The sequence below is a fragment of the Kribbella sp. CA-253562 genome, from assembly GCF_050942265.1.
In the GTDB taxonomy this organism is placed as follows: Bacteria; Actinomycetota; Actinomycetes; order Propionibacteriales; family Kribbellaceae; genus Kribbella.
On sequence record NZ_CP192049.1, the window covers coordinates 5,738,419 to 5,762,068 of the forward strand.

The following is a 23,650-nucleotide window of genomic DNA, read 5'->3' on the forward strand; positions in this document are numbered from 1 at the left end:
CGACCAAGGTCGGTGCAGCGTCGTCGTCGCAGCGGCCCCACGCCTGAGATCCCCTGCAGAGGTGATGCCGGAGATTGGTTGGTGGGTGGTGGACGTCCGCCTCCGGAGTGGATCAGCTGACGCCACAGTTCGTGCTGCTCACAGCGCCGGCCAGGGCTTCGTCGGCAGGACCGCTTCCAAGTACGCCGCCAGGTGCAAGGTCGTCTGGTCCTTGAACCGGGGCGCGGCGATTTGCAGGCCGATGGGGAGGCCGGTGGTGGTCCAGCCGCAGTTGACCGTGAGGGCGGGGTGGGTGGACATGTTGTACGGGACGGTGAAGGCGATGTGTTCGAAGGGTTCGAGTGGGTTGCCGGTGGGATAGGCGAGGTCGGCGGGGAAGGCGGGGATGGGGGCCGTCGGCGACAGGATCGCGTCGTACGACGCGAAGGCCTGGTCGACGGCGGTGGCCATCGCCTGCATCTGCGAGTAGCCGCGGAAGACGTCGTACGGGGTGAGGTCGGCGGCGGTGGAGGTCCATTCGCGGATGGCGGGCAGGACCTTGGCGCGGCGGTCCTCGGGGAGGGCGGCGATGTCGACGGCGGAGCGGACGCGCCAGAAGTGGTCGAGGCCGGTCAGCATCTCCCTGGTGACGATCGGGGGGATCTGCGTGAGCTTGGCGCCGGCGGATTCCAGGGTCAGGGCGGCGTTGGTGACGGCCGCGGTGATTTCTGGGTCGACGGGGAGGCCGAGGCCCGCGTCGAGGAGGAGGGCGATGGTGAGGCCCTTGGGGTCGAAGGGCTCGTTGGTCTCGGGCAGGGGCGGGAGCGAGGTGTGGTCGCGGCGGTCGGGTCCGGAGATGACCTGGAGGGTGAGGGCGGCGTCGGCCGCCGTACGGGTGATGGGGCCGATGGCCCTGCCTGGGTAGGGGTTTCCGACTGCTACTCGGCCGTGGGTGGGTTTGAGGCCGACGACTCCGCACCAGCCGGCGGGGAGGCGGATCGAGCCGCCGATGTCGGTGCCGAGGTGGATCGGGCCGTAGCCGGCGGCGGCTGCCGCGGCGGCGCCCGCGCTGGAACCGCCCGGCGTTTTGCTGAGGTCCCAGGGGTTGCGGGCCAGGTGGTGGAACGTGGAGACGCCGGAGGACAGCATGCCGTACTCGGACATGGTGGTCTTGCTGAAGAGCACCGCGCCGGCTTCGCGGAGGCGGGCGGCGGCGGGAGCGTCTTCCTTGGCGGGGATCAGCTCGGTGGCGGCGGTGCCTTGCGGGACCGGGGTGCCGCGGGTGGCGATGTTCTCCTTCACCGTGACCGGTACGCCGTCGAGCGGGCCGGCTGGTTCGTGGCGCAGGTAGCGGGCCTCGGAGTCGCGGGCGGCTTGGCGGGCCGCGTCCGGGTCGAGCGCGTACGTCGCGCAGAGGTGCGGTTCGAGAGCCTCGACGCGGGACAGCACGTCCTCGATCACCTGGACGGGTGAGAGGTCACCGGCGCGGTACTTCGCGACCAGGTCGGTGGCGGTCAGATCGGCGAGGCTCTCGGGCATCTGCAGGTCTCCAGTCGACGGGATCTGTGGTCGAGCGCTTCCCATACAAGGAAGATGTCGGGGGCGTCATCTCCGCTCCTAGTTCGGCGGGTCGAAGCGGCCGTCCACGGCGGTCCAGCCGCCGTCGACGTGCACGACGGAGCCGGTGACGAAGCTGGCGGCGTCGGATGCCAGGTAGACGACCGCGCCGGCGAGTTCGTCCGGGGTTGCCCAGCGAGAGAGCGCGCTCTTGGCCGCGTACGCGTCGTACCAGGACTGGTCGGCCTTGATCTGTGCGGTGAGCGGGGTTTCGACGACGCCGGGGGCGATGGCGTTGACACGGACGCCGTTCGGGCCCAGTTCGGCGGCGGCGGTGCGGAGGAGCTGGACGAGGCCGGCTTTGGTTGCCGCGTAGACCGATTGGCCTGGTTCGACGGTGGTGGCGCGGATGGAGCTGAAGCCGATGATGCTGCCTCGGCCGCGTTCGGCCATCTGTCCACCGAAGGCACGGATCAGGTCGAACGACGCGCGCAGGTTGAGTGCGACGACGCGGTCGAACTCCTCGCCGGTGTAGTCGAGGATGCGCTTGCGGACATTGGTCGCCGCGGTGAAGACGAGGATGTCGACGGGAGCGAGGGTTTCGGCCGCGGTGGTGATCGCTTGTGCGTCGAGCACGTCCAGCTCGTACGGCGTGAGCGCGGCGTCGCTGGTGGTTGCGCGGCTCGGGGCCGAGGTGGCGCGGATCGGGTCGGCGCCGGGACGGGGATCGGCGTGGGTGGCGGGCGCGCCGCTCTGGTCGGCGCTGGAGGTGCCGAGGGCAACGGTCTGCTCGGCGGCCGGGAGGTCCCGGTCGGCGCAGGTGACGTGGGCTCCGTGGGCAGCGAGGGCGAGGGCGGCCTCGCGGCCGATGCCGCTGCCGGCGCCGACGACCAGGGCGTGCCGGCCGTCGAGACGGAACAGGTTCGCGTAGTCGTGCGGCACGGGGACCTCCCGGGGTCAGGGGTTGGGGCGGATGATCGCCATGCGGGTGGTGGTGAGTTCCTCGATCGCGAAGCGGGGGCCTTCGCGGCCGGTGCCGGAGTCCTTGACGCCGCCGTACGGCATCACGTCGGAGCGGAACCCGGGCACCTCGTTGACCACCACTCCCCCGACATCGAGCTGGTCGATCGCCGCGAACGCGGTGGACAGGGACGAGGTGAAGACGGCGGCGTGCAGTCCGTACCGGGTGTCGTTCACGGTCCGGAACGCGCTCTCTACGTCCGGAACGGAGCGGATCGCGATGACCGGGCCGAAGATCTCCTCGTCCCAGGCGAGTTGCCCGTGCGGGAGATCGAGCAGCACGGTCGGGCCGACGATCGGGCGCGAGCGGGGTGCAGCATTGTTGCTAGGGGCAACTTCTGTCTGATGGGCGACCGTGGCGCCGGCGGTGACCGCCTGCTCGATCCACGTGTTCACGCGGGCGGTCGAGCGTTCGTCGATCAGTGCCGAGACGCGGGTCGCGGGATCTCGGGGATCTCCGACGACGACGGCGTCCAGGCGTGGGGCGAGCTCGGCGAGGAACGCGGCGCGGACGGACTCGACGACGATCACCCGCTGCACGCTGATGCAGGCCTGGCCGGAGGCGTAGTAGCCGCCGCGAACGACCGCGTCGGCGGCCGCGGCGAGGTCTGCGTCCTCGGCGACGACGAGGGCCGAGTTGGAACCGAGTTCGAGCAGGACCTTGGTGGGCGCGGCGTCGCGGGCGATCTGGTGGCCGACGGCGGCGGAACCGGTGAACGAGACCGCGCCGATGCGCCGGTCGGTGGTGAGCGTGGAGCCGACCTCCACTCCCCCGGTGACGAGCTGTACGGCGGACGCGGGGCCGCCGGCGGCGACGAGGGCTTCGCGGACCAGGTGGACGAGCCACAGGGTGGCGAGCGGGGTTTGTGGTGCCGGTTTGACGATGATCGGGCAGCCCGCGGCGAGGGCGGGGGCGATCTTGTGCGCGGCGAGCAGGAGCGGGTAATTGAAGCCGGTGATGCCGACGACGACGCCGATCGGCTTGCGGACCCAGAAGCCGATCAGGCCTTCGCCGCTCGGGAGGAGGTCGAGCGGGACGGTTTCGCCGTGCAGGCGGGCGACTTCCTCGGCGGCGGTCTGGAGGGTGAGCAGGGTGCGGTCGAGCTCGACCTCGCAGTCGACGCGGGGTTTGCCGGTTTCGAGGACGAGCAGGTCGACGAAGCCCGCGCGGTGTTCGGAGACGGCGGAGAGCGCTCCCTGGAGGGCTGACCTGCGGATATGCGATGGGAGGTCAGCAACTTGGGAACGGACGGAGAGCGCGTTCTCGAGCGCTTGGCGAGCGAGGTCGGTGTCGCCGACGGGGGCGTGGGCGACGACGGAGCCGTCGTACGGGAAGTGGACGGGGGCGGTGGTGGGGGCCTCGACCCAGGATTCGCCGACGGGGAGGCCGGAGGGGAACGCGAGAGCGGGCGCGATTCCCGCCGCGGGATCCGGCAGGGCGGGGGCGGTCGCGGAACCGTACGGCGTACCGGCGGGTGGGTCTGCAGGGGTGTGGTGGGAGGTCATCGCGGGGCTCCCTTGGGTGGGGTGAGCAGGTCTTCGGGGGTGGCTCCTGCCAGGGCTTTGGGGATGGTGGGGATGGCGGCGACCAGGCGCCGGGTGTACTGATGGCGGGGAGCGGCGTAGACCTCGCCGGTGGTGCCGGTTTCGACGATCTCGCCGGCGTGCATGACGGCGACGCGGTCGCAGACGTGCTTCACGACGGACAGGTCGTGGGAGACGAACACCAGCGTGAGTTCGAGTTCGTCGACCAGGTCGGAGATCAGGTTCAGGACCTGGGCGCGGACGGAGACGTCGAGGGCGCTGACCGGTTCGTCGGCGACCAGGATCTTCGGGTTGGGCGCGAGAGCTCGGGCGATCGAGATGCGTTGGCGCTGGCCGCCGGAGAACTGGTGCGGGTAGCGGTCGCCGGCGTCGGCGGACAGGCCGACGGCGTCGAGCAGTTCGCGGACCCGGGCGCCGGAGGCGGGGTGGCCTTGGACGACGAGCGGTTCGGCGATGATGTCGCGGACGCGCATCCGCGGGTCGAGGGAGCTCATCGGGTCCTGGAAGACGAGCTGGAGGTTCTCGCGCAGGAAGCGCAGGCGGCGTTCGGGCAGGCGGGTGATGTCGGTGCCGTCGACAACGACCCGGCCGGAGGTGGGGCGGTCGAGGGCGGCGATGATGCGGAGCAGGGTGGACTTGCCGCAGCCGGATTCGCCGACGATGCCGAAGCGCTCGCCGGGCTGCACCTCGAGGCTGACGCCGCGCAGGGCGTGCACGACTGGTGCGCGTTTGAGGAGCGAAGTACGAGGGCGCGGGTAGTCGCGGGTGACGTCGGTGACCTTGATGACGGGGTCGGCGGCGCGCGGGCCGTTGGTGGGCCGGGGAAGCCGGTAGAGCTCAGGCATCGGGGGCCTCCGCGTGGTCGTGCCGGGCGGCTGTCTCAGACATCGTCTGCTCCCGCGGGGTGATGGCAGGCGAAACCGCGAGTTTGGTCCCCGGTCCACGGCGGCAGCTCAGCGCAAACCTCCGTGGCGTGCGGGCAGCGCGTACGGAAGACACATCCGTCAGGAAACTGACCGGCGGCGGGCACAGTGCCTTGGATCGTCGGCAGGCGACGACGGACCGGCTCCGAAAAGTCGACCGGACCGGAGTCGGCGGCTTCGAGGTCCGAGGCAGCGAGCAGGCCTTGGGTGTAACGGTGGCGAGGATTCGTGAACACCTCGCGCACCGGACCGGACTCCACCACGCGCCCGCCGTACATGACGAGAACCCGTTGGCAGATGGTGGCGACAACCGCCAGGTCATGAGTGATGAAGAGCAAGGCCGAATCCCGAGCGGTCACGCCGCGAAGGATGAGGTCGAGCACCATCGCCTGCACGGTGACGTCCAGGGCGGTGGTCGGTTCGTCGCAGATGAGCAGCGCCGGGTCGTTGGCCAGGGCAATCGCCAGGACGACTCGTTGCCGTTGGCCACCGGAAAGCTGGTGCGGGTAGGCGCGGGCGACACCGGTCAGCTGGACGCGGTCGAGCAGCTCGACGGCGGCGGCGTGCGCGGCGCGACGGTTGCCGTGGGTGCGATGAATGAGCATCGCCTCGGCTACCTGGTCGGCGATCCGCATGGTCGGGTTCAGCGCGGTCATCGGCTCCTGGAAGACCATCGCCAGGTGGTTGCCGCGGACACGCGACAGGCGGCGTTCGCCCGCGCCGATCAGGTCGTGATCGATGCCGCTGAGCCGTACGGAGCCGGCCGCGGTCACGTCCTCGGGCAGCAGACCGAGGATGCCGAGGGCGGTCAGGGACTTGCCCGAGCCGGACTCCCCGATCAAACCGACCCGCTCCCCTGGGGCGACCGAGAGGTCGACGTCGCTGACCAGCTCCAGATTCCGCACGGAGATGGTCAGCCCGCGAACGGTCAGCACCGCCGAAGCCGCCTCTGAAACCGGCGCGGAGACCACGGCATCAGCCGGGCCGACAACGTCGTCCACCGCGTCGGCCGGCACAGGCATCTGACGGTCCGCCGGACTGCTCATCGGCGGTCCTCCAGCTTGGGATCGAAGTGGTCACGCAGCCCGTCGCCCAGCAGATTGAAACCCAGGACGGCGACAGCGATCGCCAAACCAGGAAACACAGCCAAGCGCGGAGCACTGAAGAGGAACTCCTGACTCTCCTGCAGCATCCGTCCCCACGACGGCGTCGGCGGCGGCGTGCCGTAGCCGAGAAAGGACAGCGCCGCTTCGGCCAGAACGGCGATCGCGAACGAGACCGAAGCCTGCACGGTGATCAGGCTGACCACGTTCGGCAGCACGTGCCGTACGGCGATCGGAAACGGCCGGCGACCAGCCGCGCGCGCAGCCAGAACGTACTCGGTACGCATCACCTGCATCCCGCCACTGCGGATCACCCGGACGAAGCTCGGGATCGTGGCTATGCCGATGGCAACCATCGCCGTCGTCGTGCTGGCACCGAAGACCGCACCGAACATGATGGCCAGCAGCAACGCCGGAAAGGCGAGCAGGAGGTCGTTGGCGCGCATCACGAGTTCGCTGGACCAGCGGCGGGTCATCGCGGCGAAGATGCCGAGCGGTACGCCGAGCACCGCCGCCACCCCGACCGCGACCAGGCCGACGAACAGCGTCGTCCGCGAGCCGACCATCAGCTGGCTGAGGATGTCCCGGCCGAACTTGTCGGTCCCGAGCCAGTGCGTCCACGACGGCGACGCCAACCGGCCGGCCGGGTCGACCAGCGTCGCGTCGTACGGCGTCCAGACGAACGAGACCAACGCGAGCACGGCGATCAGCGCGACGATGAAACCGCCGACGAGCAGGCTCGGGTTCCAGCGGCGGCGTCCGCCGACGGCGTGACTGACCGGTCCGAGGTCCGCGCTCATCGGCTCACCCGCAGGCGCGGATCGAGCGCGACGTACAGCAGGTCGACCAGGAAGTTGACCACCAGGACGGCCACCACGAGCACCATCACGACATCCTGGACGAGCAGGAGGTCGCGGTTCGACACCCCGTCGAGCAGCAGGCTGCCGAGACCGGGGATGACGAACACCCGCTCGACGACGACCGCGCCGATCAGCAGGGTGGCCAGTTGCAGACCGAGCACGGTGACGACCGGTACGGCGGCGTTGCGCAAACCGTGCCGCCACAGCGCGGGAAAGGGCCGCAACCCCTTGGCCCGCGCCGTCCGGAGGTAGTCCTCCCGCAGCACATCCAGTACGGCGCTGCGCACGTACCGCGTCAGGACTGCCCCCTGCACGAGCCCCAGCGAGAGCGCGGGCAGGATCAACTGCCGAAGGAACATGCTGGGGTCCTCGGCCGGTGGCGTCCACCCGTTCGCCGGCAGCCAGCCGAGCTTCACCGCGAACAACATGATCAGCAGGATGCCCGCCAGGAACGCCGGGACGGCGACGCCCACCTGCGAGAACGCGGAAAGCGCGAGCCCGGACAGTTTGCGGTGCCGCGCGGCCATCACCGTGCCGGCCGGTGCGGCGACCAGCAGCGCGATCACCATCCCGGTCACCACCAGCCACAGCGTGACCTGGAACCGGTCGGTGATCTGCGGCCCGATCTCCGCCTTCGAGATGTACGACGTCCCGAAATCGCCGTGCAGCAACCCGGTCAGCCAGTCGACGTACTGCGTGGTCAACGCGCGGTCGAGGCCGAACTGGCGGCGCAACTCGGCGACCGCCTCGTCGGAGGCGTTCACGCCGAGCGCGACCCGCGCGGGATCACCCGGTAGCACGGCCAGGAACGCGAACACGAGCACCGAGCTGACCGCCAGACTGACCAAGAGCACGGCGGTGCGCTCGACCAACCGAAGGATCATCGCGACAGCGTGGACAGATCGAGCGACTCGGTGATCGCGTTCTGCGGCAGGCCCTTGAGGTCCTTGTCGGCGACCATCAGGTTCGGGATCAGGAACAGCCAGTCCGCGGCTGCCTGCTCGGCCAGTCGCCGGGCCGCCTTCTTCATCTCGCTCACCTGGGTCGCCTCGTCACCGGCGTCGGCCGCGGCCAGCGCCTGCTGCAGCGTCGGGTCGTCGTACCGGGTGTAGTACTTGGCGTTGAAGACCGCACCGAGGTCACGCGGCTCGACGTGCGCGATGATCGACATGTCGTAGTCCGCGTTCTTCAGGACGGTGGTCAGCCACGCGGCCGGGAACTCGAGCTGGTCGATCTGCACCTTCAGCCCGGCCTGCTCCAGCTGGCTCTTCACCACCTGACCGCAGGACGTTGCGTAGGGCAACGTCGGAAGCCGGAGCCGGAGCGTCTTACCGGTCGCACCCGCAGCCTGCAGCAACGACTTCGCCTTCGGCAGGTCGTACGGCACGACGCCGGTCAGGTCCTCGTACCAGGGATCGGTCGGCGGAACCATCGAGCCGATCAGCTTGCCGCGGCCGGCCCAGCAGGTGTCGAGCAGGGCCTTGTGGTCGATCGCCGCGCGGATCCCCGAACGGACCCGGCCGTCCTTGAACACCGGCCGCGAGTTGTTGAACGACAGCAGCACCTCGCCGTTCGTCGTACCCTCGATCACCTGGTACTTGTCGTTGCTGGTGAACTGGCTCAGCGCCTCGGGCGCCTGGACCGTACCGATCACGTTGATCGTGCCGGTGAGCAGCGCGTTGTTCAGCGCGGTCGGGTCCTTGAAGTACTTCAGCGTGACCTGCCCGAAGTGCGGCTTGGTCCCCCAGTACGCGTCGTTGCGCTGCAGCACGATCGAGTCGCCGCGCTTCCACGAACCGAACTTGTACGGGCCGGTGCCGATCGGCTCGGTGGCGAGCTTGTCGACGCCGGTCTTGGAGAACATCGCACCGATCCGGGTCGTCATCCGGAACAGCCAGTCGTTGCTCGGCTTGGTCAGCGTGACCTGCAGCTCGGTCGGCGAGACGGCCTTCGCGGTCTGCACGACGTCCATCGCCGACTTCAACGAGGTCGTCCAGGCGGTCTTCACCCGCTCGATGCTGAACACCGCGTCGTCGGCGGTGAACGGCTGCCCGTTGGTGAACTTCGCGTTGTCGACCAGCGTGAAGACGTAGGTCTTGCGGTCGGCCGAGATCGTCCAGGACTTGGCCAGGTCGGGCACGATCTTGCCGGTCTCGTCCTGCTTGACCAGTCCGTTGTAGACGTTGCCGAGCAGCGCCTGCGGGATCGCGGCACCATCGGTCGTGGTGAAGTCCAAACTGGCCGGCTCGGCGACCAGGCCGATCGCGAGCGACTGGTCGGCGCCGGGCGAACTCGAGCCCGAGGACGAACCGGAACCGGCCGAGCAGGCCGCGGCGGCCAGCAGCGTGACCGATCCGAGCAGCGCGACCACGGGGCTGAGGTACGACTTCACGCAAGGACTCCTGGGCTGGTCGGAGCAGGGGAACGAAGGTGCGCCCCCTAGTCTGCCGCCCAGCGGGCGACAGGTTCGGAGGCACGCCCTCGGTCGGACCGGATCCCTAGAGTTGTCCCGTCATCCTGAGGTGTCAAGCGTTCTTTTGACCGGCGCGCTGGTCCGGCCGTGCCGGACCACGCGTCCCCAAGTGTCGGGGCCTTTGTGCGGCGGGCTCAGGTGTCGTGTTCGACCACGCGGACCCGAGCGACCTTGAGTTCCTTGCGCGCCCGGGTGGTCCAGTCCGAGCAGACGAACCGCGCCGCGGTCTCCGGCCAGGCGACCACGACAACCTCTCGGCTGTGGGTGCTGTTCACCAGCGTGCGCAACGCGAGCAGGATCTCGCCGTGGGTGATCGACACGTTGACGGTGCCGGGGACCCGGGCCCGCAGGCGGCGCGAACTGTGCTCGATCACGGAGGCGAGGTCGTCCCGCGGATCCGCCAACGCGGTCCCGGCCGTTGGCTGGGGCCGGTCGGTCGCCGGGCCGGTGAGCGTCGTCGTCCGGTTCGTCGGCGGCGGTGCCGACAGGCCCGCCACGTCGGCGAAACTCGATCCCAGCAGGGCCATCGGCCCGGCAAGTCCCTGGGTCGGATGACTGGAGACGAGCAGGTGGTAATTCACCGCGTCGTCGTATCTCGCATACAGGGCGGCGACCCTCTCGGCGTCGCCCTCGCTCATCTCGCGTTCGATGAGCACCACCACGTCGTAGGTCATGGTTGGCTCCCTTCGCCGACACTTCCTTTGTACTCCGGTGTTGGGCGGGAGTCGCCGGTGGAGCGCGGCCGTCATCGGAATGTGAGGGTCGGCGGGGGGTTGTTGTGGGTCGCGGTTGGGGTTCGGGCGTGGGGTGTCGGCGAGCCTGACTCGTACGCGATGCTGCGGTGCCGGCGCGGCTGTACGTCGGCACGGCCGGCGAAGTCAGCGGGTGCGAGGCGGGCTCGCGCCGTCCTGGTGAGCGGGTACAGCTCCGGAGTGGCCCGGTGGGGTCGGTGGGTGGCGAGGCAGCCCGGGTGTCGGGTGAGCGGTCGGCAGCGACCCGGTTCGGTTGTGTACGGCGCTGTCGCCGGTGGAGGCGTGCTCGGCACGCCGATGTGCCCCGGCGCGGCCGATGGGTGATGAGGCGGGCGCGGGCGTCCCGCGTGGGCGTGGGCGTGGGGCCCGGCGGGAGTCAGTGGGTGGTGAGCCGGGCGCGGGAGTCCCGCGTGGGCGTGGGCGGGGGGCGGCGGGGTCAGTGGGTGGTGAGCCGGGCTCGCGCGTCCGGGGTCAGTGGGGAGAGGAGGGCCGGGGCGGCGACCAGGTTGTGGGTGGTGGGGTCCAGTAGGCGGGGGTGGAGGGCGTAGACGGTGGCGCCGGGGGCTGGGGTGAGGTTGTCGGTGGAGAGGACTGCGACGAAGTCGGCTCGGTGGGCGGCGTCGGGGTCCCAGACTCGGTCGGGTTCGCGGCGGGTGGTGAGGCGGTGGGCGAAGGTGGTGGTGTCTTCGTCGGGGGAACGGACGTAGCCGACGACCGAGCCGTCGGCGCAGCGGACGACGACCTCGTCGGTGCGGGCGGCGGCGTGCCAGCAGGCGATCTCCCAGAGGGAGACGCGGTCGCCGGAGCCGTGGACTTCCTCGAGGGCGGCTGAGAGCAGGGCGAGCTGGCCGGCGTACTTGGCGATGCTGTGGCGGTATCCGGCTGCGCTGAGGTTGACGTCGTACCAGCGCAGTTGTTTGGTTTCCAGGTCGACGCCGAACGGCAGCAGGATCTTGGCCGGGCCGGACAGGTCGAAGCGGTCCTCGACGGCGGACGGGTCGAACAGTCCAGACGGTCGTCGCATCACGCCGGCGAAGCCGCGGCGCAGGCGGTCGAAGGGGACGTTGTTGTAGCTGAAGACGACGGGCAGCAGGTACCGGCCGCCGATGCGGCGTACGGCGGCGAGGTCGAGGTCGACGAACTCGGTCGCGCCGAGCGGATCCGGCGCGGAGGTGAGATCGCCGGAGTGCACCAGCGCGTCCTGGTCGAATCGCAGCCGGGTGTAGTCGCAGAGGCCGACGAAGCGCCACTCGGTGTCGTAGACGGCGACGGACAGGTCCAGGTCGATGCGCTGCGCGGGCGGCTGCTGCCAGTGCAGGAAGAGCCGGAGTTCGTCGTCGAGAGGGATGGGTTGCGCGCTGCCTCGAGTCATGCGCAGCAGGGTCGACGAGGCGCCGCGTTCGGAGCCGGGGGCGGCGAGGTTGCTCAGTTCCTCGTCCAGGAAGGCGCGGCGAAGGCGGGGCAAGGTGCTTGCCCTGCGCAACAATTCGGTGACCAGTACGCCGGCCAGTGCGGCGGCGAGTGGTGACGGCAGCGGGTCGCGCTCGTCGACGGTGGTCCAGACGCGGGTGGTGCCGCCGCGGGGAAAGAACAGGCGCAGATCGCCGGGTGGGGTGCGGATCTGGCCGAGGGCGGCGGTGAGGACGACGGGTGAGACGTCGGAGACCGCGGTGCCGAGGGCTTCCACCAGTACGCCGTGGGCGTCGGCCGGCAGAGTCCGCGCGAGGTGAACCAGGCGCCGGACGAGCTCTCCGGGTCGCTGCCGCAGGAGGTCCAGCGCCATCCCTGGGCGGCCGTCGGCGAAGGCGCCTTCCACCCGGCTGGCGAAGGTGCTGGTCACCAACCGCACACCGGCGGGGGCGGCGACAGCCGCGGTCGCGGGAGTGGTGAGACCGGTGGGGGCAGTGCGCTCCGCTGGCGCAGCGCGATCGGTGCCAACGCGTTCCGTATGTGCGGCGACATCCGCGGGGGCACCGCCATCCGCGGCGGAGACGCGATCCGCGGGCGCAGCGCGATCCGGAGAAGCCCCGCGATCCGCGGGGGCACGGTGTCCCCCGGAGGCAGTGCGTTCAGCGGGCGCAGCACCATCCACGGGCGCAGCACCATCCACGGGCGCAGCACCATCCGCGGATGCGGCGCGGTCGGCCGCAGTCGCGTCGGTCTCTCCCCCGCCGACCGATCCGCGCGCCGCCGCCCCGCTCGGCCGTGCGGCCGTCTCCACGGGCTCCACCCGGATCAGCGGGTGCTGAGCAACCTCGGCCAGTACTGCGCGGTGGGCGGGAGTCGCCGGGTTCAGCGTGGTGTTGCGGATGAGGGCGAACGCGAGCGCAGCCGTCGGGTAGCGGGTGGCGTACTCGAACGGGTGGAGGTTCTCCGCCATTCGCTTCCAGGCGCGTTGGTGACGGTGGAGGTCTTCGACGAGATGCTCGAGCGGCAGGCGGTTCAAGCGGGACAGGATCACCCGGCGGATGGCACGCGGAAGCGACTGCCGGCGTACGGGCGGAGTGCGCAGACCGGGGTCGGCGTCCATCAGGACATAGAGGAGACGCAGGGCGTCGGTGGCGGTTTCGATCAGGTCGTCGACGAGGGTCGGGTGCTGATGCATCAAGTGGGCGACCACGAAGGCGCGGGTTTCGCGGACCGGGATGATCGGCGGGAGCCAGGACGGATCAGCGTCCTGCAGGAGGACCGCGAGGTCGGCGCGATCGACGACTGACAAGGGCGTTCGGCGGGCGAGCAGCTCAGTGGCAGCGGATCTCGCGGCGGTGTCGGTGGCGACCCCGAGCAGGTGGAGACGGTCAGCGTCGGCCTGACGGGGGACGTCGTCGAAGGCCGGTTCGAGGAACGGGTCGTCGGGGTCGATCCGCTGCAGGCACAGTGGACAGGCGCTGAAGTCGGAGCCGTCCCAGCAGGTGCGGCAGACCAGGTGGGCGCACGGTGAGACCGGATGCACCGTGCCGACCTCACTGCACAGCACACACGGCTGCTCGGGCTCCTGCAGGAGCCGGGCGAAGACACGGTTGACGTAGAAGGTCTCGGTGTTGCCCGGCACGCTCTCCGGGAAGCCGCGGAACAGGGGGACGTGCTGGGCGTCCGCACCGGACTCCTGGTCGAGCAGAGCGACCAGGCTCTGTCCGAAGCCGGTGAGCGCGAGGGGGTTGAGGCTCGCGCAGTATCGATAGAGCGCGACCGACATGAGGAAGCCGCGCTGGATCAGCTCGGCTTGCAGTGCGCTGAGGCCCGCTTGGGTGGTCAGTGGACGCTTCAGCCACTGCCAGGCGGTACGGCGGACCGGTGGGGTGAGGCGGACGCCGTCGACCAGTCGTCGGCGGCGCAGCAGCACCGCGGCGAGCGCGTCGGGCATCGAACCTCCCAGGGCGGACGGGAAAGTAGTGCCAGGAGCGGAGAGCGGACGCGCTACTTGGCCTGGTGAAGGAGAAGGAAGCACGTCCAGGAGCCGCCCCTGGCAAGTAGAACGCTACCGCCCGCCACCGACAGTTTCGGCGCGCGGCGTGGAAGGCGCCGGTAGAGCAGCTGGTCATCGCCCGCAGGCCGCTCAAGGCTCTCGCCCGCGGGTCTCCCGGGACTCGTGGCCCCACGCTCCGGGGAGAGACCTCGACCCGGACATGAAAAAGCTCCGGCACCAGGGTCGGGGCCGCCCCGCCCAGACCCCGGTGCCGAAGGATTCCAGGATAGAGGGCGCGGGCAAACGCATCGACACCCGCCCCGCCGAAATGGCACTGATTCGCCGCGAACGAACCCTTGATCACCGCGGATGCGAGCAAGCTCACGCCGAAGGGATTCCCCTGTCGTCACAGCGGGCAGGTATGACGGCACGGATTGTGGTTAAGGTCTCTGCATGGTTGGTGGGGTGGGGGTCGAGCGTGCGCGCTGGCGGGACGTTTTCGGGCACAGCGAGTTCAGGGCGCTGTTCCTGGCAGGGATCCTGTCGGTCGCCGGCGACCAGTTGGCCAGGGTCGCGTTGTCCGTGCTCGTCTACGAGCGCACCCAGTCGGCCGGTCTGACCGCTCTCACCTACGCCCTGACCCTGATCCCGGACCTCCTGTTCGGCCCGCTGCTGTCCGGCTTCGCCGATCGCTACCCGCGGCGTCAGGTCATGATCGTCACAGACCTGGCCAGAGCCGTCGTGGTCGCTCTGATGGCCATCGAGGCACTGCCGCTGTGGGCCGTCATCCTGCTCCTGCTGGCGCTGCAGGCGTTCGGGTCGCCGTTCAACGCCGCACGCGCCGCCACGCTGCCGGTCGTGCTCCCGGGCGACCACTACGTACTGGGCAAGGCCGCCAACGACATGGTGGTCCAGTTCAGCCAGGTACTCGGCTTCGGGACCGGTGGCGTGATCGTGGTCGCGGTCGGCGTTTCCGGTGGGCTGCTGCTCGACTCCGGGACGTTCCTGCTGTCCGCGGCGCTGATCGCGGTCGGCTTACGCAAGCGCCCGACCCCGGCGCGGGACGACGACAGCGACAAGCCGCGCGGTGGCTATTTCAGCGACCTGGCCGCAGGCACCTCACTCGTGCTGCGTACGCCGAAACTGCGCACGCTGGTGGCTCTGGCGACGATCGCGGGCTTCTACGTCACCGTGGAAGGCCTCGCCGTCCCGTACGCCGACGCGATCGGCCAGGGCAAGGAGGCCTCCGGCCTGCTGCTGGCGGCCAGTCCTGCCGGAGCCGTGCTCGGCATGTGGCTGATCACGCTGCTGGCACCGGAACGCAGGATGAAGCTGATCGGTCCGCTGGCGGCCGGCGCGTGCTTCCCCTTGGTGTTCTGCGTGTTCGAGCCCGGCTTGCTGCCCACGGTCGCGTTGTGGGCGTTGTCCGGCCTGGCCTCGGCGTACCACCTGCCCACGAGCGCGGCCTTCGTCCAAGCTGTGCCGGACCACCAAAGGGGGCAGGCCTTCGGCGTGGCCAGCACCGCACTGAAGAGCAGCCAGGGACTCGGCATCCTGCTCGCGGGCGCGCTCGCAGAACCTCTCGGTCCCCCACAGGCCCTGGCGGTCATGGGCGCCGTGGGAACCCTGGCCGCAATTACGGCGGGCGCTGCCTGGGCACGCGCCCACCGGTCGGCGACCGATTCCGGAGAATCACGGTGAGGCAAAACTCGGGCACCGATCCGGAATCAACGGCGGTGAATGTAAGAGCGCAGTAAAGCTTCGTCGGCTGTCACCAGTCGTTCGTGGTGGACCGGGCATTTCCGGCGAACCAGTCATTGGTGCTGTCGACGAACCAGTCGTTGGTCCGGCTGGTGAACCAATCGTTGGTCCCACCAGCGAACCAGTCGTTCGTGCCACCGGTGAACCAGTCGTTGGTACGAACCGTGCCGCGCGTCGCCTTAGCCATGATTTTCGACCCTTCCGAACAGTTGTTTGAAGATTCCCCCCGGGGTGGGGGTGACCTGAAGTGAGCAAACCACTACGATGATTGCAATACCGTTCAGGCTGAACAGTGTGAGGCTAATGATGATTCTGATCGGTCGGAGCGGTTGGGTGCCACCCCGGCAATGGAAACTGTGGTCGCTGCCGCCCGCCGCCCTGGGATACGTGATCGCGATCGACGCGATCGCGCTCGTGATCACGGGCCTGGCCGTGCGGTCGTCGGTGCTCGGCGGCCCGATCAGCAGGGCCGAGTGGACGGCGTTCGCCGTGCTGGCCATCGCGTCGACGCTGCACCTGGAGTCCGCCCGCAGCATCGAGCGGCGCCGGGAGCTGGCCGCGAACACGTCCCCGCACACGAACCTGAAGTGCCTGTGGATCTTCGCCAGCGTGCTGCTGCTGCCGTTGTCGCTGGTGATTCCGCTGACCGCGCTGTCGTACGTGTACTCGTGGTTCCGGGTCTACGGCCGGACCATCGCGCACCGCAAGATCTTCTCCAACTCGACCGCCATCCTGGCCAGCGCCGCGGCGGCGGCCGTGCTGCGCGGCGGCGGCCTGATCAGCGAGCCCCGGGTACCGACCGACTTCTGGTCCCTGCTGGTCGTCCTGTCGGCCGCGGCGACCTGGTGGTTGGTCAACTACGCGCTGGTCGTCGGCGCGATCCTGCTGGCCTCGCCGGAGGCCACGGCGCGCGACGCGCTCGGTGAGCTCTCGCACCAGCTGGTGATCTGCGCGGGACTGGGCCTCGGCATCGCGATCGCGGCGCTGCAGTCGTCGTACCCGTGGGTCGTTCCGGTGCTGATGGTGACCGTGCTGGCGTTGCACCGCGACCTGCTGCTGCCGCAGTACCAGCGCGCGGCCGGTGTCGACGTGAAGACCGGTCTGGCCACCCCGTCGTACTGGGCCAACGCGGTGCCGGCCGAGCTGGCGCGGGCGGAGTCCCTGCGCAGCACCGTCGGGCTGCTGATGCTGGACCTGGACAAGTTCAAGGAGATCAACGACACCTACGGGCACCCGGCTGGTGACCGGGCGCTGCGGGCGGTCGGTGAGAGCGTGCGCGCCGAGGTGCGCCAGGGTGACCTGGTCGCCCGGGTCGGTGGTGACGAGCTGGCCGTCCTGCTGCCGGGCGCGTCCGAGGGTGAGGTGCTGGAAGTCGCCGAGCGGATCCGCGACCGGCTCAGCGCGCTGACCGTCTCGGTGGAGACGGGCGCCAACCGGACCGCGGTGATCAGTGGAGTCCCGGCGTCGTTCGGCGCCGCTGTCTACCCGGACGTCGCCGGCACGATGGACCAGCTGGTCCTGGCCGCCGACAACGCCCTGCTGACGGCCAAGCGCGGCGGACGCAACCAGATCGTGTCGGCCCGCCCCATTCCCCCGCTCGACCTCAGCGAGCACCCGGTCAGCGACAACTGAGCCGCCCGAGAGCCCGGTGGCGACCGCCGGGCGTGGTCGACGGCGACCCGCGCTAGGCGTGGTCGCCGTCGAGCAGCTCGTGCAGCTTCGCGACGGCCTCGGTGATGTCGTCGTAGCTCTGCTGAGCGGCCCGGGACTCGGCGCTGATCACACCGCAGCGGTGCACGCGCCGGAAGTCGCCGTACGGGAACTTGTAGCGGCCCTTGGTCTCCTCGCCCATCGACGTGTCGACGCCGAGGTACCACAGGGCGTAGTCGTCCCAGCCGTGCTTGTCCAGGTAGTCGTTCTCCTGGTCCGCCGTCGGCGCGTGCTCGCTCCAGTCGTCGCGTTCGTCGCGCTGGAGCTGTCCCTGCTTCACCAGGTGCTTGGCGTGGTCGAAGGCCTTCTTGTTGAGTTCGACAGTCATCGGTAGGACCTCCTCGCCGCCCCGGTGCCCGCCCAGGCCGATCGGCTAACGGATCCGGATCAGCGCCTTGCCGACCAGCTCCCGGGACGTGATCGCGCGGTGGGCGTCGGCCAGTTGCTCGAGGTCGAAGACGCGGTCGACGACCGGTACGAGGTTGCCGCGGGCGGCCCGGGCGAGGACCTGCGCGGCGGAGACGGTGGCCGTGGTGGTGTCGACGCGCAGGTCGCGGATGCCCTTGACGGTGATCCCGCGACGCTCGGCCTCGGCTTCGTCGTACAGCGCGAAGGCTCCGCTCGGTGCGCCGTGGGCGGAGAACCAGCCGCCGTCGGCGACCACCTCGAACGCGGTCGCGCCGAGTGCTCCCCCGGCGCCGTCGAAGACGACGTCGGCTCCCGCTCCGTCGGTTGCCTCCAGCACCGACTTCTCCCAGCCGGGCTTGCTGTAGTCGATCACGACGTCCGCGTGATGGGCCTTCACCAGGTCGAGCTTGGCCTGGCCACGGGCGGCGGCGATGACCCGGGCGCCGGCCCGGTGCGCGAGCTGGACCAGCAGGATGCCCATGCCGCCCGCGGCCGCGGTGATCAGGACGTGCCGGCCGGCCAGGTCGGGCGCGAGTTCTTCCAGCATCAGGGCGGTGTAGCCGTCGCCGGAGACCGCTACGGCGGTTTCCAGCGTGAGTGCGGGCGGGAGTTCGACCAGTCCCGTCGCGGGAGCGACAGCCCGCTCGGCGTGGGCGCCGAAGTTCGCCGTACGGCCGGTGACGGTCTTGCCGATCCAGCCGGGGTCGACGCCTTCGCCGACCGCGCTGACCACACCACCGAAGGAGTTACCGGGCACGTACGGCGGAGTGACGTCGAAGAAGTTGCCGTGATCGCCGGCGCGGATCGCCGTCTCGACGAAGATCAAGTCGGTGACCTGTACGTCGACGAGGGCCTCGCCTGGGCCGGGCCGCGGGACGGGAAGCTGCTGGATCTGGATGACGTCGGGGTCACCGAAGGCGGTGACGACTGCTGCACGCATGGTCTGGTTCATGAGGCCAGGCTGGTACCTGAACTTTGGTTGAGGTCAAGTTGTCGGTGCGGCCGCGTACCCTGCGTGCGTGGTCGAGGTGGTGTTCCTTCCCGCCGACCCGCCGCGCGCGGGCCGGCTGGCCCTGTACGGCGACGCCGTCGCGACGCCGCTGGGCGAGGACGCGCGGGTGGAGCTGGTCCAGCCGCGAGGAGACCGCGTACGCCGGGTGCTGGTGCCGGCCAGGTTGCTGACGATCGCCGAGGCGATCGAGTATCTCGGTCAGGCCGAGGCGAACGCGGGGGCGAGCGTTGACGGCGGCGGGGAGGCGAACCCGCGACTGGGCGCCGGCGACAGGGGCCCGAGCGCGAGCCGGCGGGCGTGGAGTGCTGCGTTGTGGGCCGGGATCGGGCTGGTCGCGCGGGGTCGGGTTGTGCCGGACGTCAGCCGGGACGGGTTCGGAGCTTGGCGGGTGGCGCCGCTGGATCCGGTGGATCGGGGCTGGCTGAAAAACCTGGCCGCCGCGATGCCGGCGTACGGGCACGCGCTTGCGATCGAGGGGTCGCGGCCGTTGCGGCTGGTGGCGGCTGACCAGCTGGTGCGGGCGTTCTGGGACGCGCTGGCGGACACACTGGTGCGGACTCCCGCGGCGGCAGTCGCCGTACGGGCTGGTGCGGGTGCGTTCGCCGAGGTCGAGCCGCGGGAGCTGACCGGGCCGACCGACTGGCTGAGCGAGACAGCGCTCGCGGAGGAGGCCGGTGCTCGGCTGGTGCTGCGGATCGAGCCGCCTGACGAGCTGGACGACTTCCGCGCCGTGCTGCAGTTGCGCAGCGGCGTCGACCCGAGTCTGCTGGTCGACGTGGCCGACGTGTGGAGCGCACCGCCCGCCGTACTGGCTGCACTGGGTGAGCGGGCCGAGACCGATCTCCTGCTGGCGTTGCGGCGAGGTGCCCGGGTCTGGCCGCCACTGACTGCCGCGCTCGAGGACGCGGCGCCCGCCGACATCCTCATCGACGACGACTCGCTGGACGACCTCGCCACGGACAGTACGGCGCTCGACGGCGCCGGCATCGAGGTGCTCTGGCCGGCTGAGCTCTTCGCCGGTGAGTTGGCGGTGCGGGGCTCCGTGCAGGCGACTCCGACGCCCAACGCGGTCACCGGGCCGGACTTCTCGCTGCACGACCTGCTGGCGTTCAAGTGGCGGCCGACGCTGGACGGGTCCGAACTGACCGAGCAGGAGATCGCCGCGCTCGCGGAGGCGAAGCGGCCGATGATCCGGACGCGCGGCCGGTGGGTCCGCATCGACCAGGACCTCGTCCGCAAGCTCCGCCGCGGGACGTCGCGCAAGCTGACCGGGTCGGAAGCGTTGGCCGCGGCGCTGACCGGGCGGGTCGAGGTGGACGGCGAGCTGGTCGCGTTCGAGGCGAGCGGCTCGTTGGAGACGATGGTCGACCGGCTCCGCGCGGCCGAGGAGCCCGAGCCGTTCGTCGAGCCGGCCGGACTCCGGGCGACCTTGCGCGACTACCAGCGCCGCGGCGTCGCCTGGATGGCCCAGCTCGCCGAGCTCGGGCTCGGAGGTTGCCTCGCCGACGACATGGGCCTGGGCAAGACGATCCAGGTGATCGCGCTGCATCTCCATCTCGCCGGGCGCGGGCGTGGGCCGACGCTCGTGGTCTGTCCGTCGACGTTGCTCGGCACGTGGGAGCGCGAGCTCGAGCGATTCGCGCCCGACGTCGCCGCCCGCCGGTATCACGGGACCGCCCGGTCGCTGAGCGATCTCGGCGACGACGAGGTCGTGCTGACGACGTACGGGGTGGTGCGGCAGGATCACCGGGTGCTCGGCGAGATCCGGTGGGGGCTGGTGGTCGCCGACGAGGCGCAGCACGCGAAGAACCCGTTGTCCCGCACGGCGCGATCGTTGCGAACGTTGCCAGGAGCAACCAGGCTGGCCCTGACCGGTACGCCGGTTGAGAACCGGCTGTCCGAGCTGTGGTCGATCCTGGACTGGTCCGCGCCCGGCCTGCTCGGCACGCTCGAGCGCTTCCGCCACGACATCGCCGTACCGGTCGAGCGGTATCACGACGACGAGGCGACCGCCCGGCTCGCGCGGGTGACGCGCCCGTTCCTGCTCCGCCGGCGCAAGAGCGATCCGGGCATCGCGCCGGAACTGCCGCCGAAGACGGAGCACGACGTCGTCGTACCGCTGACCACCGAGCAGGCGACGCTGTACCAGGCGGTCGCGCGGGAGACGCTGGCCAAGATCGAGCAGGCGCAGGGAATCGAGCGCCGCGGGCTGGTGCTGAGCCTGCTGACGCAGCTGAAGCAGGTCTGCAACCACCCCGCGCAGTTCCTGCACGAGCCGGGCCCACTCCCCCGCCGGTCCGGCAAGCTCGCGGCCCTGGACGAGCTGCTCGACGTGATCCTGGCCGAGGGCGAGTCGGTCCTGATCTTCAGCCAGTACGTCGAAATGGGGCGGCTGATCGAGGCGCACCTGGCAGCACGGCAGATCGGGTCGCTGTTTCTGCACGGCGGGGTAGGGGTCCGGCGGCGCCAGCAGATGGTCGAGCAGTTCCAGGCCGGTGAGCAGCAGGTGTTCCTGCTCTCGCTGAAGGCCGGCGGCGTCGGTCTGACGCTGACGAAGGCGACGCACGTCGTGCACTACGACCGCTGGTGGAACCCGGCAGTCGAGGACCAGGCGACGGACCGCGCGTACCGGATCGGGCAGGACCGGCCGGTGCAGGTGCATCGGCTCGTCACGGAGAACACGCTGGAGGACCGGATCGCGACGGTGATCGCGGCCAAACGCGACCTCGCCGACGCGGTTGTCGGCTCGGGCGAAGTGTGGCTGAGCGAGCTGTCGGACGCGGAGCTGACCGAGCTGGTCGAGTTGTCGACGACGCCGGCGAAGTCCGGGTCGGCCAGTGCCTACAACCCTTCTGCTGTTGGGAAAACGCCATGAGCCCGGACGAGCGGACGCCCTGGCGTGGCTGGAGCAGGTCCGGGGAGAACGCGGGACTGCCCGCGGCCAAGGGACCAGGGGCTCGACGGCCGTTCGGAACGACCTGGTGGGGCAAGGCGTGGCTGGAGGCGTTGGAGCAGCGGGCCAAGCTCGATCCGAACCGGCTCGCCCGCGGCCGGTCGTACGCGCGGCGCGGAAGCGTGCTCGAGCTGACCGTCGACCCGGGCGTCGTGCGGGCGGAGGTGCAGGGCAGCCGCGTCACGCCGTACGGGGTGACGGTGAAGATCCGGGCGTTCACGGACACCGAGTGGGACGCGGTGCTCGACGTGGTGTCGGCCCAGATCGGACGAGTGGCGGCGCTGCTCGACGGGGAGCTTCCGCCGGAGCTGCTGGACGACGTACAGGCTGCTGGGCTGGAGCTGTTGCCGGGGGCCGGCGAGATTCGCACGGCGTGTAACTGCCCGGACTTCGCTGTGCCGTGCAAGCACTCGGCGGCGGTGTGTTATCTGGTCGCGGATGCGCTGGACGACGATCCGTTCGCGTTGATGCTGCTCCGAGGGCGGCGCAAGGACGAGTTGCTGGAGGCTTTGCGGGCGCGACGGAAAACGTCGACGAGCACGGTGAAGGTGAAGGCCAAGCCGGTCGGCGTACTGGCGCGGGAGGCGTTCGCGGCTGCGCCGGGTCCGGTGCCGACTCCGCTGCGCCCGGGCGGACAGGCGGGAGTGCCGGCGGCCGTGCTCGCCTTGGCCCCGCCGCGGTCGTCGGGGATCGAGGGGCAAGATCTGGTGACGCTGGCGACCGATGCCGCGCGACGTGCCTGGGAGCTGGCGGTTGGCGACGGGGACGGCGGGTTGTCGCTGACGTTCGAGCAGGACTTGGCTCGGCGGGCGGCCGGAGTGCTTGGCACGTCGGCGCTGGCTGATCTCGCGCATCGCGCCGGAGTTTCGTCGCGGCAGCTGACCAGCTGGGCGGTGGCATGGCGGGAGGGCGGTGCGGGTGGGCTCGCGGTCGCTGTGGAGTCGTTCGAGCCTGCTGACGGGGTTGCGGAGGGTGTGGCTGCGCTGGCTGAGACCGCGGACAACGGTGGGCGGTTGGCTGGGGCCAGCCGCGGGCCGGCGTGGGCTGACGGCCCGCGGGTGCAGGGGAACCGAGTGACCGCTGGGCGGCGGCAGCTGCGGCTGGGGCGGGACGGGCTGTGGTACCTGTTCACCGAGCACTTCGGCGACTGGACACTGGCCGGGCCGCCGGCGGCGGATCCGCGGGAGTTGGTGCAGCTCAGCGGGGGCTGAGGCCGGTGAGCTCCTGGAGGACCGGTACCAGGCGGTCGGCGATTTTCTGGTGACCGGTGATCGACGGGTGCAGGCCGTCGGTGCAGTCAGCCTCGGTGATCCAGCCTGTGGTCGGCACATAGTGCACGGCGTTGTCGTCGAGCGACTTCACCCCGGCCTCGATCTCCGTGGCGTGCTTGCCGCTGAACGGGCTCAGCGCGACGATCGTGCTGCCCGGGTACGCCGCCCGGACCACCCGCACGTACGCGGCGTACTGCTCCGGAGTCAGGGTGTCGTCGTTCACGCCGAGGTTGAGCACGACCAGGTCCGGCGCGGCGATCCGCAGCGCACGTGAGCCGGCGAAGTTCCAGCCGAACGACTCGGGCCCTGGCGGGACGTTGCCGTTGCCCGGCTTCACGATCCCCTGCCGACCGAAGCCGACCTGGTACGCCGTGGCGCCGAACGCGCGCGCGGTCAGGTACGCGAACGCCCGCGTCCCGTCCGCGCCGCCCGACTCCGGGTCCGCGCTGAGCGCCCGAACGCCCTGCGTGATCGAGTCGCCGTAGAACTCGAACCGCGGACCGCCCGGCTGCGCGCCGAGCCGCAGCGTTGTCTTCGCGTCGAGGATCAGCCCGGCGAAGCTCACCGCGCAGGCGAACGGCGGCTCCCACCGGTTCACGAACTCGTTGACGTCCTTGACCACGATCTCGACCGTGTGCCGCCCGTCCTCGACGGAAAGCTCCAGCACCGGCTGCTCGATCAGGTGCAGCGTCGGCTCGGCGTCGTCCACCTGGACCCACAGGTGCGGCGCGACTTCGAGCCCGTCGGTGTCGAACAGCAACTGCAGCCCGGTCCCGCTGAAGCCGAACGACATCCGCGACCCGGAGTTCACCGTGACCGCCATTCCCGGCTGGTGCCCCCACTGCCCCTCCAGCAGGATCCGCGGATCCCCCGGCGCGACCACTTCACCCGGCACGAACGCCACGACCTTCTCCTTC

Annotated in this window: 18 protein-coding genes; 4 read left to right on the forward strand and 14 right to left on the reverse strand. The window is 70.5% G+C overall.

Going from position 1 to position 23,650, the window contains the following annotated elements:
- Positions 1-138: 138 nt before the first annotated feature.
- The 10 genes from ACQPXM_RS27040 to ACQPXM_RS27085 all read right to left on the reverse strand — a co-directional run bounded on the left by ACQPXM_RS27040 (position 139) and on the right by ACQPXM_RS27085 (position 13,576).
- Entirely contained in the window at positions 139-1,518 is a 1,380-nt protein-coding gene (locus tag ACQPXM_RS27040; protein WP_432938338.1) for an amidase, read from the reverse strand.
- Between the two features lie 78 nt (positions 1,519-1,596).
- The gene (locus ACQPXM_RS27045) at positions 1,597-2,478 is read right to left on the reverse strand and encodes an SDR family NAD(P)-dependent oxidoreductase (protein WP_432938341.1); all 882 of its coding nucleotides are present in this window, start codon (positions 2,476-2,478) and stop codon (positions 1,597-1,599) included.
- Positions 2,479-2,493: 15 nt separating this feature from the next.
- Complete coding sequence (locus ACQPXM_RS27050) at positions 2,494-4,062, reverse strand: aldehyde dehydrogenase family protein (protein WP_432938344.1); 1,569 nt, start codon at positions 4,060-4,062, stop codon at positions 2,494-2,496.
- On the reverse strand, positions 4,059-4,946 hold the full coding sequence (locus ACQPXM_RS27055) for an ATP-binding cassette domain-containing protein (RefSeq protein ID WP_432938347.1): 888 nt from the start codon (positions 4,944-4,946) through the stop codon (positions 4,059-4,061). Before ACQPXM_RS27055 ends, ACQPXM_RS27050 begins: the two co-directional genes overlap by 4 nt.
- A gap of 35 nt (positions 4,947-4,981) precedes the next feature.
- Positions 4,982-6,070, reverse strand: a complete 1,089-nt coding sequence (locus tag ACQPXM_RS27060; RefSeq protein WP_432938350.1) for an ABC transporter ATP-binding protein — start codon at positions 6,068-6,070, stop codon at positions 4,982-4,984.
- The gene (locus ACQPXM_RS27065) at positions 6,067-6,927 is read right to left on the reverse strand and encodes an ABC transporter permease (RefSeq protein WP_432938353.1); all 861 of its coding nucleotides are present in this window, start codon (positions 6,925-6,927) and stop codon (positions 6,067-6,069) included. The genes ACQPXM_RS27060 and ACQPXM_RS27065 overlap by 4 nt, the downstream gene beginning before the upstream one ends.
- On the reverse strand, positions 6,924-7,871 hold the full coding sequence (locus ACQPXM_RS27070; RefSeq protein WP_432938356.1) for an ABC transporter permease: 948 nt from the start codon (positions 7,869-7,871) through the stop codon (positions 6,924-6,926). The genes ACQPXM_RS27065 and ACQPXM_RS27070 overlap by 4 nt, the downstream gene beginning before the upstream one ends.
- On the reverse strand, positions 7,868-9,379 hold the full coding sequence (locus ACQPXM_RS27075) for an ABC transporter substrate-binding protein (RefSeq protein ID WP_432938358.1): 1,512 nt from the start codon (positions 9,377-9,379) through the stop codon (positions 7,868-7,870). The genes ACQPXM_RS27070 and ACQPXM_RS27075 overlap by 4 nt, the downstream gene beginning before the upstream one ends.
- Before the next feature lie 215 nt (positions 9,380-9,594).
- Positions 9,595-10,134, reverse strand: coding sequence for a hypothetical protein (locus ACQPXM_RS27080; protein WP_432938360.1), 540 nt, complete (start codon positions 10,132-10,134; stop codon positions 9,595-9,597).
- A 514-nt stretch (positions 10,135-10,648) separates the two neighbouring features.
- Positions 10,649-13,576, reverse strand: a complete 2,928-nt coding sequence (locus tag ACQPXM_RS27085; protein WP_432938363.1) for an MXAN_6230/SCO0854 family RING domain-containing protein — start codon at positions 13,574-13,576, stop codon at positions 10,649-10,651.
- Between the two features lie 495 nt (positions 13,577-14,071).
- Between ACQPXM_RS27085 and ACQPXM_RS27090 the strand changes: the two genes are divergently transcribed.
- The gene (locus tag ACQPXM_RS27090) at positions 14,072-15,319 is read left to right on the forward strand and encodes an MFS transporter (protein ID WP_432938365.1); all 1,248 of its coding nucleotides are present in this window, start codon (positions 14,072-14,074) and stop codon (positions 15,317-15,319) included.
- Positions 15,320-15,389: 70 nt separating this feature from the next.
- On the opposite strand, the gene ACQPXM_RS27095 is transcribed toward ACQPXM_RS27090, so the two are convergent.
- Positions 15,390-15,566 (reverse strand): DEAD/DEAH box helicase, encoded by a 177-nt coding sequence (locus ACQPXM_RS27095; protein ID WP_432938368.1) that lies wholly within the window; start codon positions 15,564-15,566, stop codon positions 15,390-15,392.
- 146 nt (positions 15,567-15,712) lie between these two features.
- Between ACQPXM_RS27095 and ACQPXM_RS27100 the strand changes: the two genes are divergently transcribed.
- Entirely contained in the window at positions 15,713-17,011 is a 1,299-nt protein-coding gene (locus ACQPXM_RS27100) for a diguanylate cyclase (protein ID WP_432938370.1), read from the forward strand.
- Between the two features lie 52 nt (positions 17,012-17,063).
- Here ACQPXM_RS27100 and ACQPXM_RS27105 read toward each other — a convergent pair whose 3' ends face one another.
- Positions 17,064-17,417 (reverse strand): hypothetical protein, encoded by a 354-nt coding sequence (locus ACQPXM_RS27105; RefSeq protein ID WP_077014775.1) that lies wholly within the window; start codon positions 17,415-17,417, stop codon positions 17,064-17,066.
- Positions 17,418-17,462: 45 nt separating this feature from the next.
- Positions 17,463-18,449 carry a zinc-binding dehydrogenase gene (locus tag ACQPXM_RS27110; protein WP_432938372.1) on the reverse strand — a complete coding sequence of 329 codons (987 nt, stop codon included), beginning with the start codon at positions 18,447-18,449 and terminating at the stop codon, positions 17,463-17,465.
- Positions 18,450-18,516: 67 nt separating this feature from the next.
- Here ACQPXM_RS27110 and ACQPXM_RS27115 point away from each other — a divergent pair, with 67 nt between their 5' ends.
- Together ACQPXM_RS27115 and ACQPXM_RS27120 are read left to right on the forward strand one after the other, a co-directional pair.
- A complete protein-coding gene (locus tag ACQPXM_RS27115) occupies positions 18,517-21,384 on the forward strand; it encodes a DEAD/DEAH box helicase (protein WP_432938375.1) in 2,868 nt (955 codons plus the stop codon).
- The gene (locus tag ACQPXM_RS27120; RefSeq protein ID WP_432938377.1) at positions 21,381-22,673 is read left to right on the forward strand and encodes an SWIM zinc finger family protein; all 1,293 of its coding nucleotides are present in this window, start codon (positions 21,381-21,383) and stop codon (positions 22,671-22,673) included. Before ACQPXM_RS27115 ends, ACQPXM_RS27120 begins: the two co-directional genes overlap by 4 nt.
- On the opposite strand, the gene ACQPXM_RS27125 is transcribed toward ACQPXM_RS27120, so the two are convergent.
- Positions 22,660-23,637 (reverse strand): GDSL-type esterase/lipase family protein, encoded by a 978-nt coding sequence (locus ACQPXM_RS27125; RefSeq protein WP_432938379.1) that lies wholly within the window; start codon positions 23,635-23,637, stop codon positions 22,660-22,662. The two genes, ACQPXM_RS27120 and ACQPXM_RS27125, sit on opposite strands and share 14 nt — an antisense overlap.
- Between the last annotated feature and the right edge of the window lie 13 nt (positions 23,638-23,650).

Bases quoted from the DNA above. Each gene is read 5' to 3' on its own strand.
- ACQPXM_RS27040 (WP_432938338.1), bottom strand. From the start codon at position 1,518: ATGCCCGAGAGCCTCGCCGATCTGACCGCCACCGACCTGGTCGCGAAG.
- ACQPXM_RS27050 (WP_432938344.1), bottom strand. From the start codon at position 4,062: ATGACCTCCCACCACACCCCTGCAGACCCACCCGCCGGTACGCCGTAC.
- ACQPXM_RS27055 (WP_432938347.1), bottom strand. From the start codon at position 4,946: ATGCCTGAGCTCTACCGGCTTCCCCGGCCCACCAACGGCCCGCGCGCC.
- ACQPXM_RS27060 (WP_432938350.1), bottom strand. From the start codon at position 6,070: ATGAGCAGTCCGGCGGACCGTCAGATGCCTGTGCCGGCCGACGCGGTG.
- ACQPXM_RS27065 (WP_432938353.1), bottom strand. From the start codon at position 6,927: ATGAGCGCGGACCTCGGACCGGTCAGTCACGCCGTCGGCGGACGCCGC.
- ACQPXM_RS27070 (WP_432938356.1), bottom strand. From the start codon at position 7,871: ATGATCCTTCGGTTGGTCGAGCGCACCGCCGTGCTCTTGGTCAGTCTG.
- ACQPXM_RS27080 (WP_432938360.1), bottom strand. From the start codon at position 10,134: ATGACCTACGACGTGGTGGTGCTCATCGAACGCGAGATGAGCGAGGGC.
- ACQPXM_RS27085 (WP_432938363.1), bottom strand. From the start codon at position 13,576: ATGCCCGACGCGCTCGCCGCGGTGCTGCTGCGCCGCCGACGACTGGTC.
- ACQPXM_RS27090 (WP_432938365.1), top strand. From the start codon at position 14,072: ATGGTTGGTGGGGTGGGGGTCGAGCGTGCGCGCTGGCGGGACGTTTTC.
- ACQPXM_RS27095 (WP_432938368.1), bottom strand. From the start codon at position 15,566: ATGGCTAAGGCGACGCGCGGCACGGTTCGTACCAACGACTGGTTCACC.
- ACQPXM_RS27105 (WP_077014775.1), bottom strand. From the start codon at position 17,417: ATGACTGTCGAACTCAACAAGAAGGCCTTCGACCACGCCAAGCACCTG.
- ACQPXM_RS27110 (WP_432938372.1), bottom strand. From the start codon at position 18,449: ATGAACCAGACCATGCGTGCAGCAGTCGTCACCGCCTTCGGTGACCCC.
- ACQPXM_RS27120 (WP_432938377.1), top strand. From the start codon at position 21,381: ATGAGCCCGGACGAGCGGACGCCCTGGCGTGGCTGGAGCAGGTCCGGG.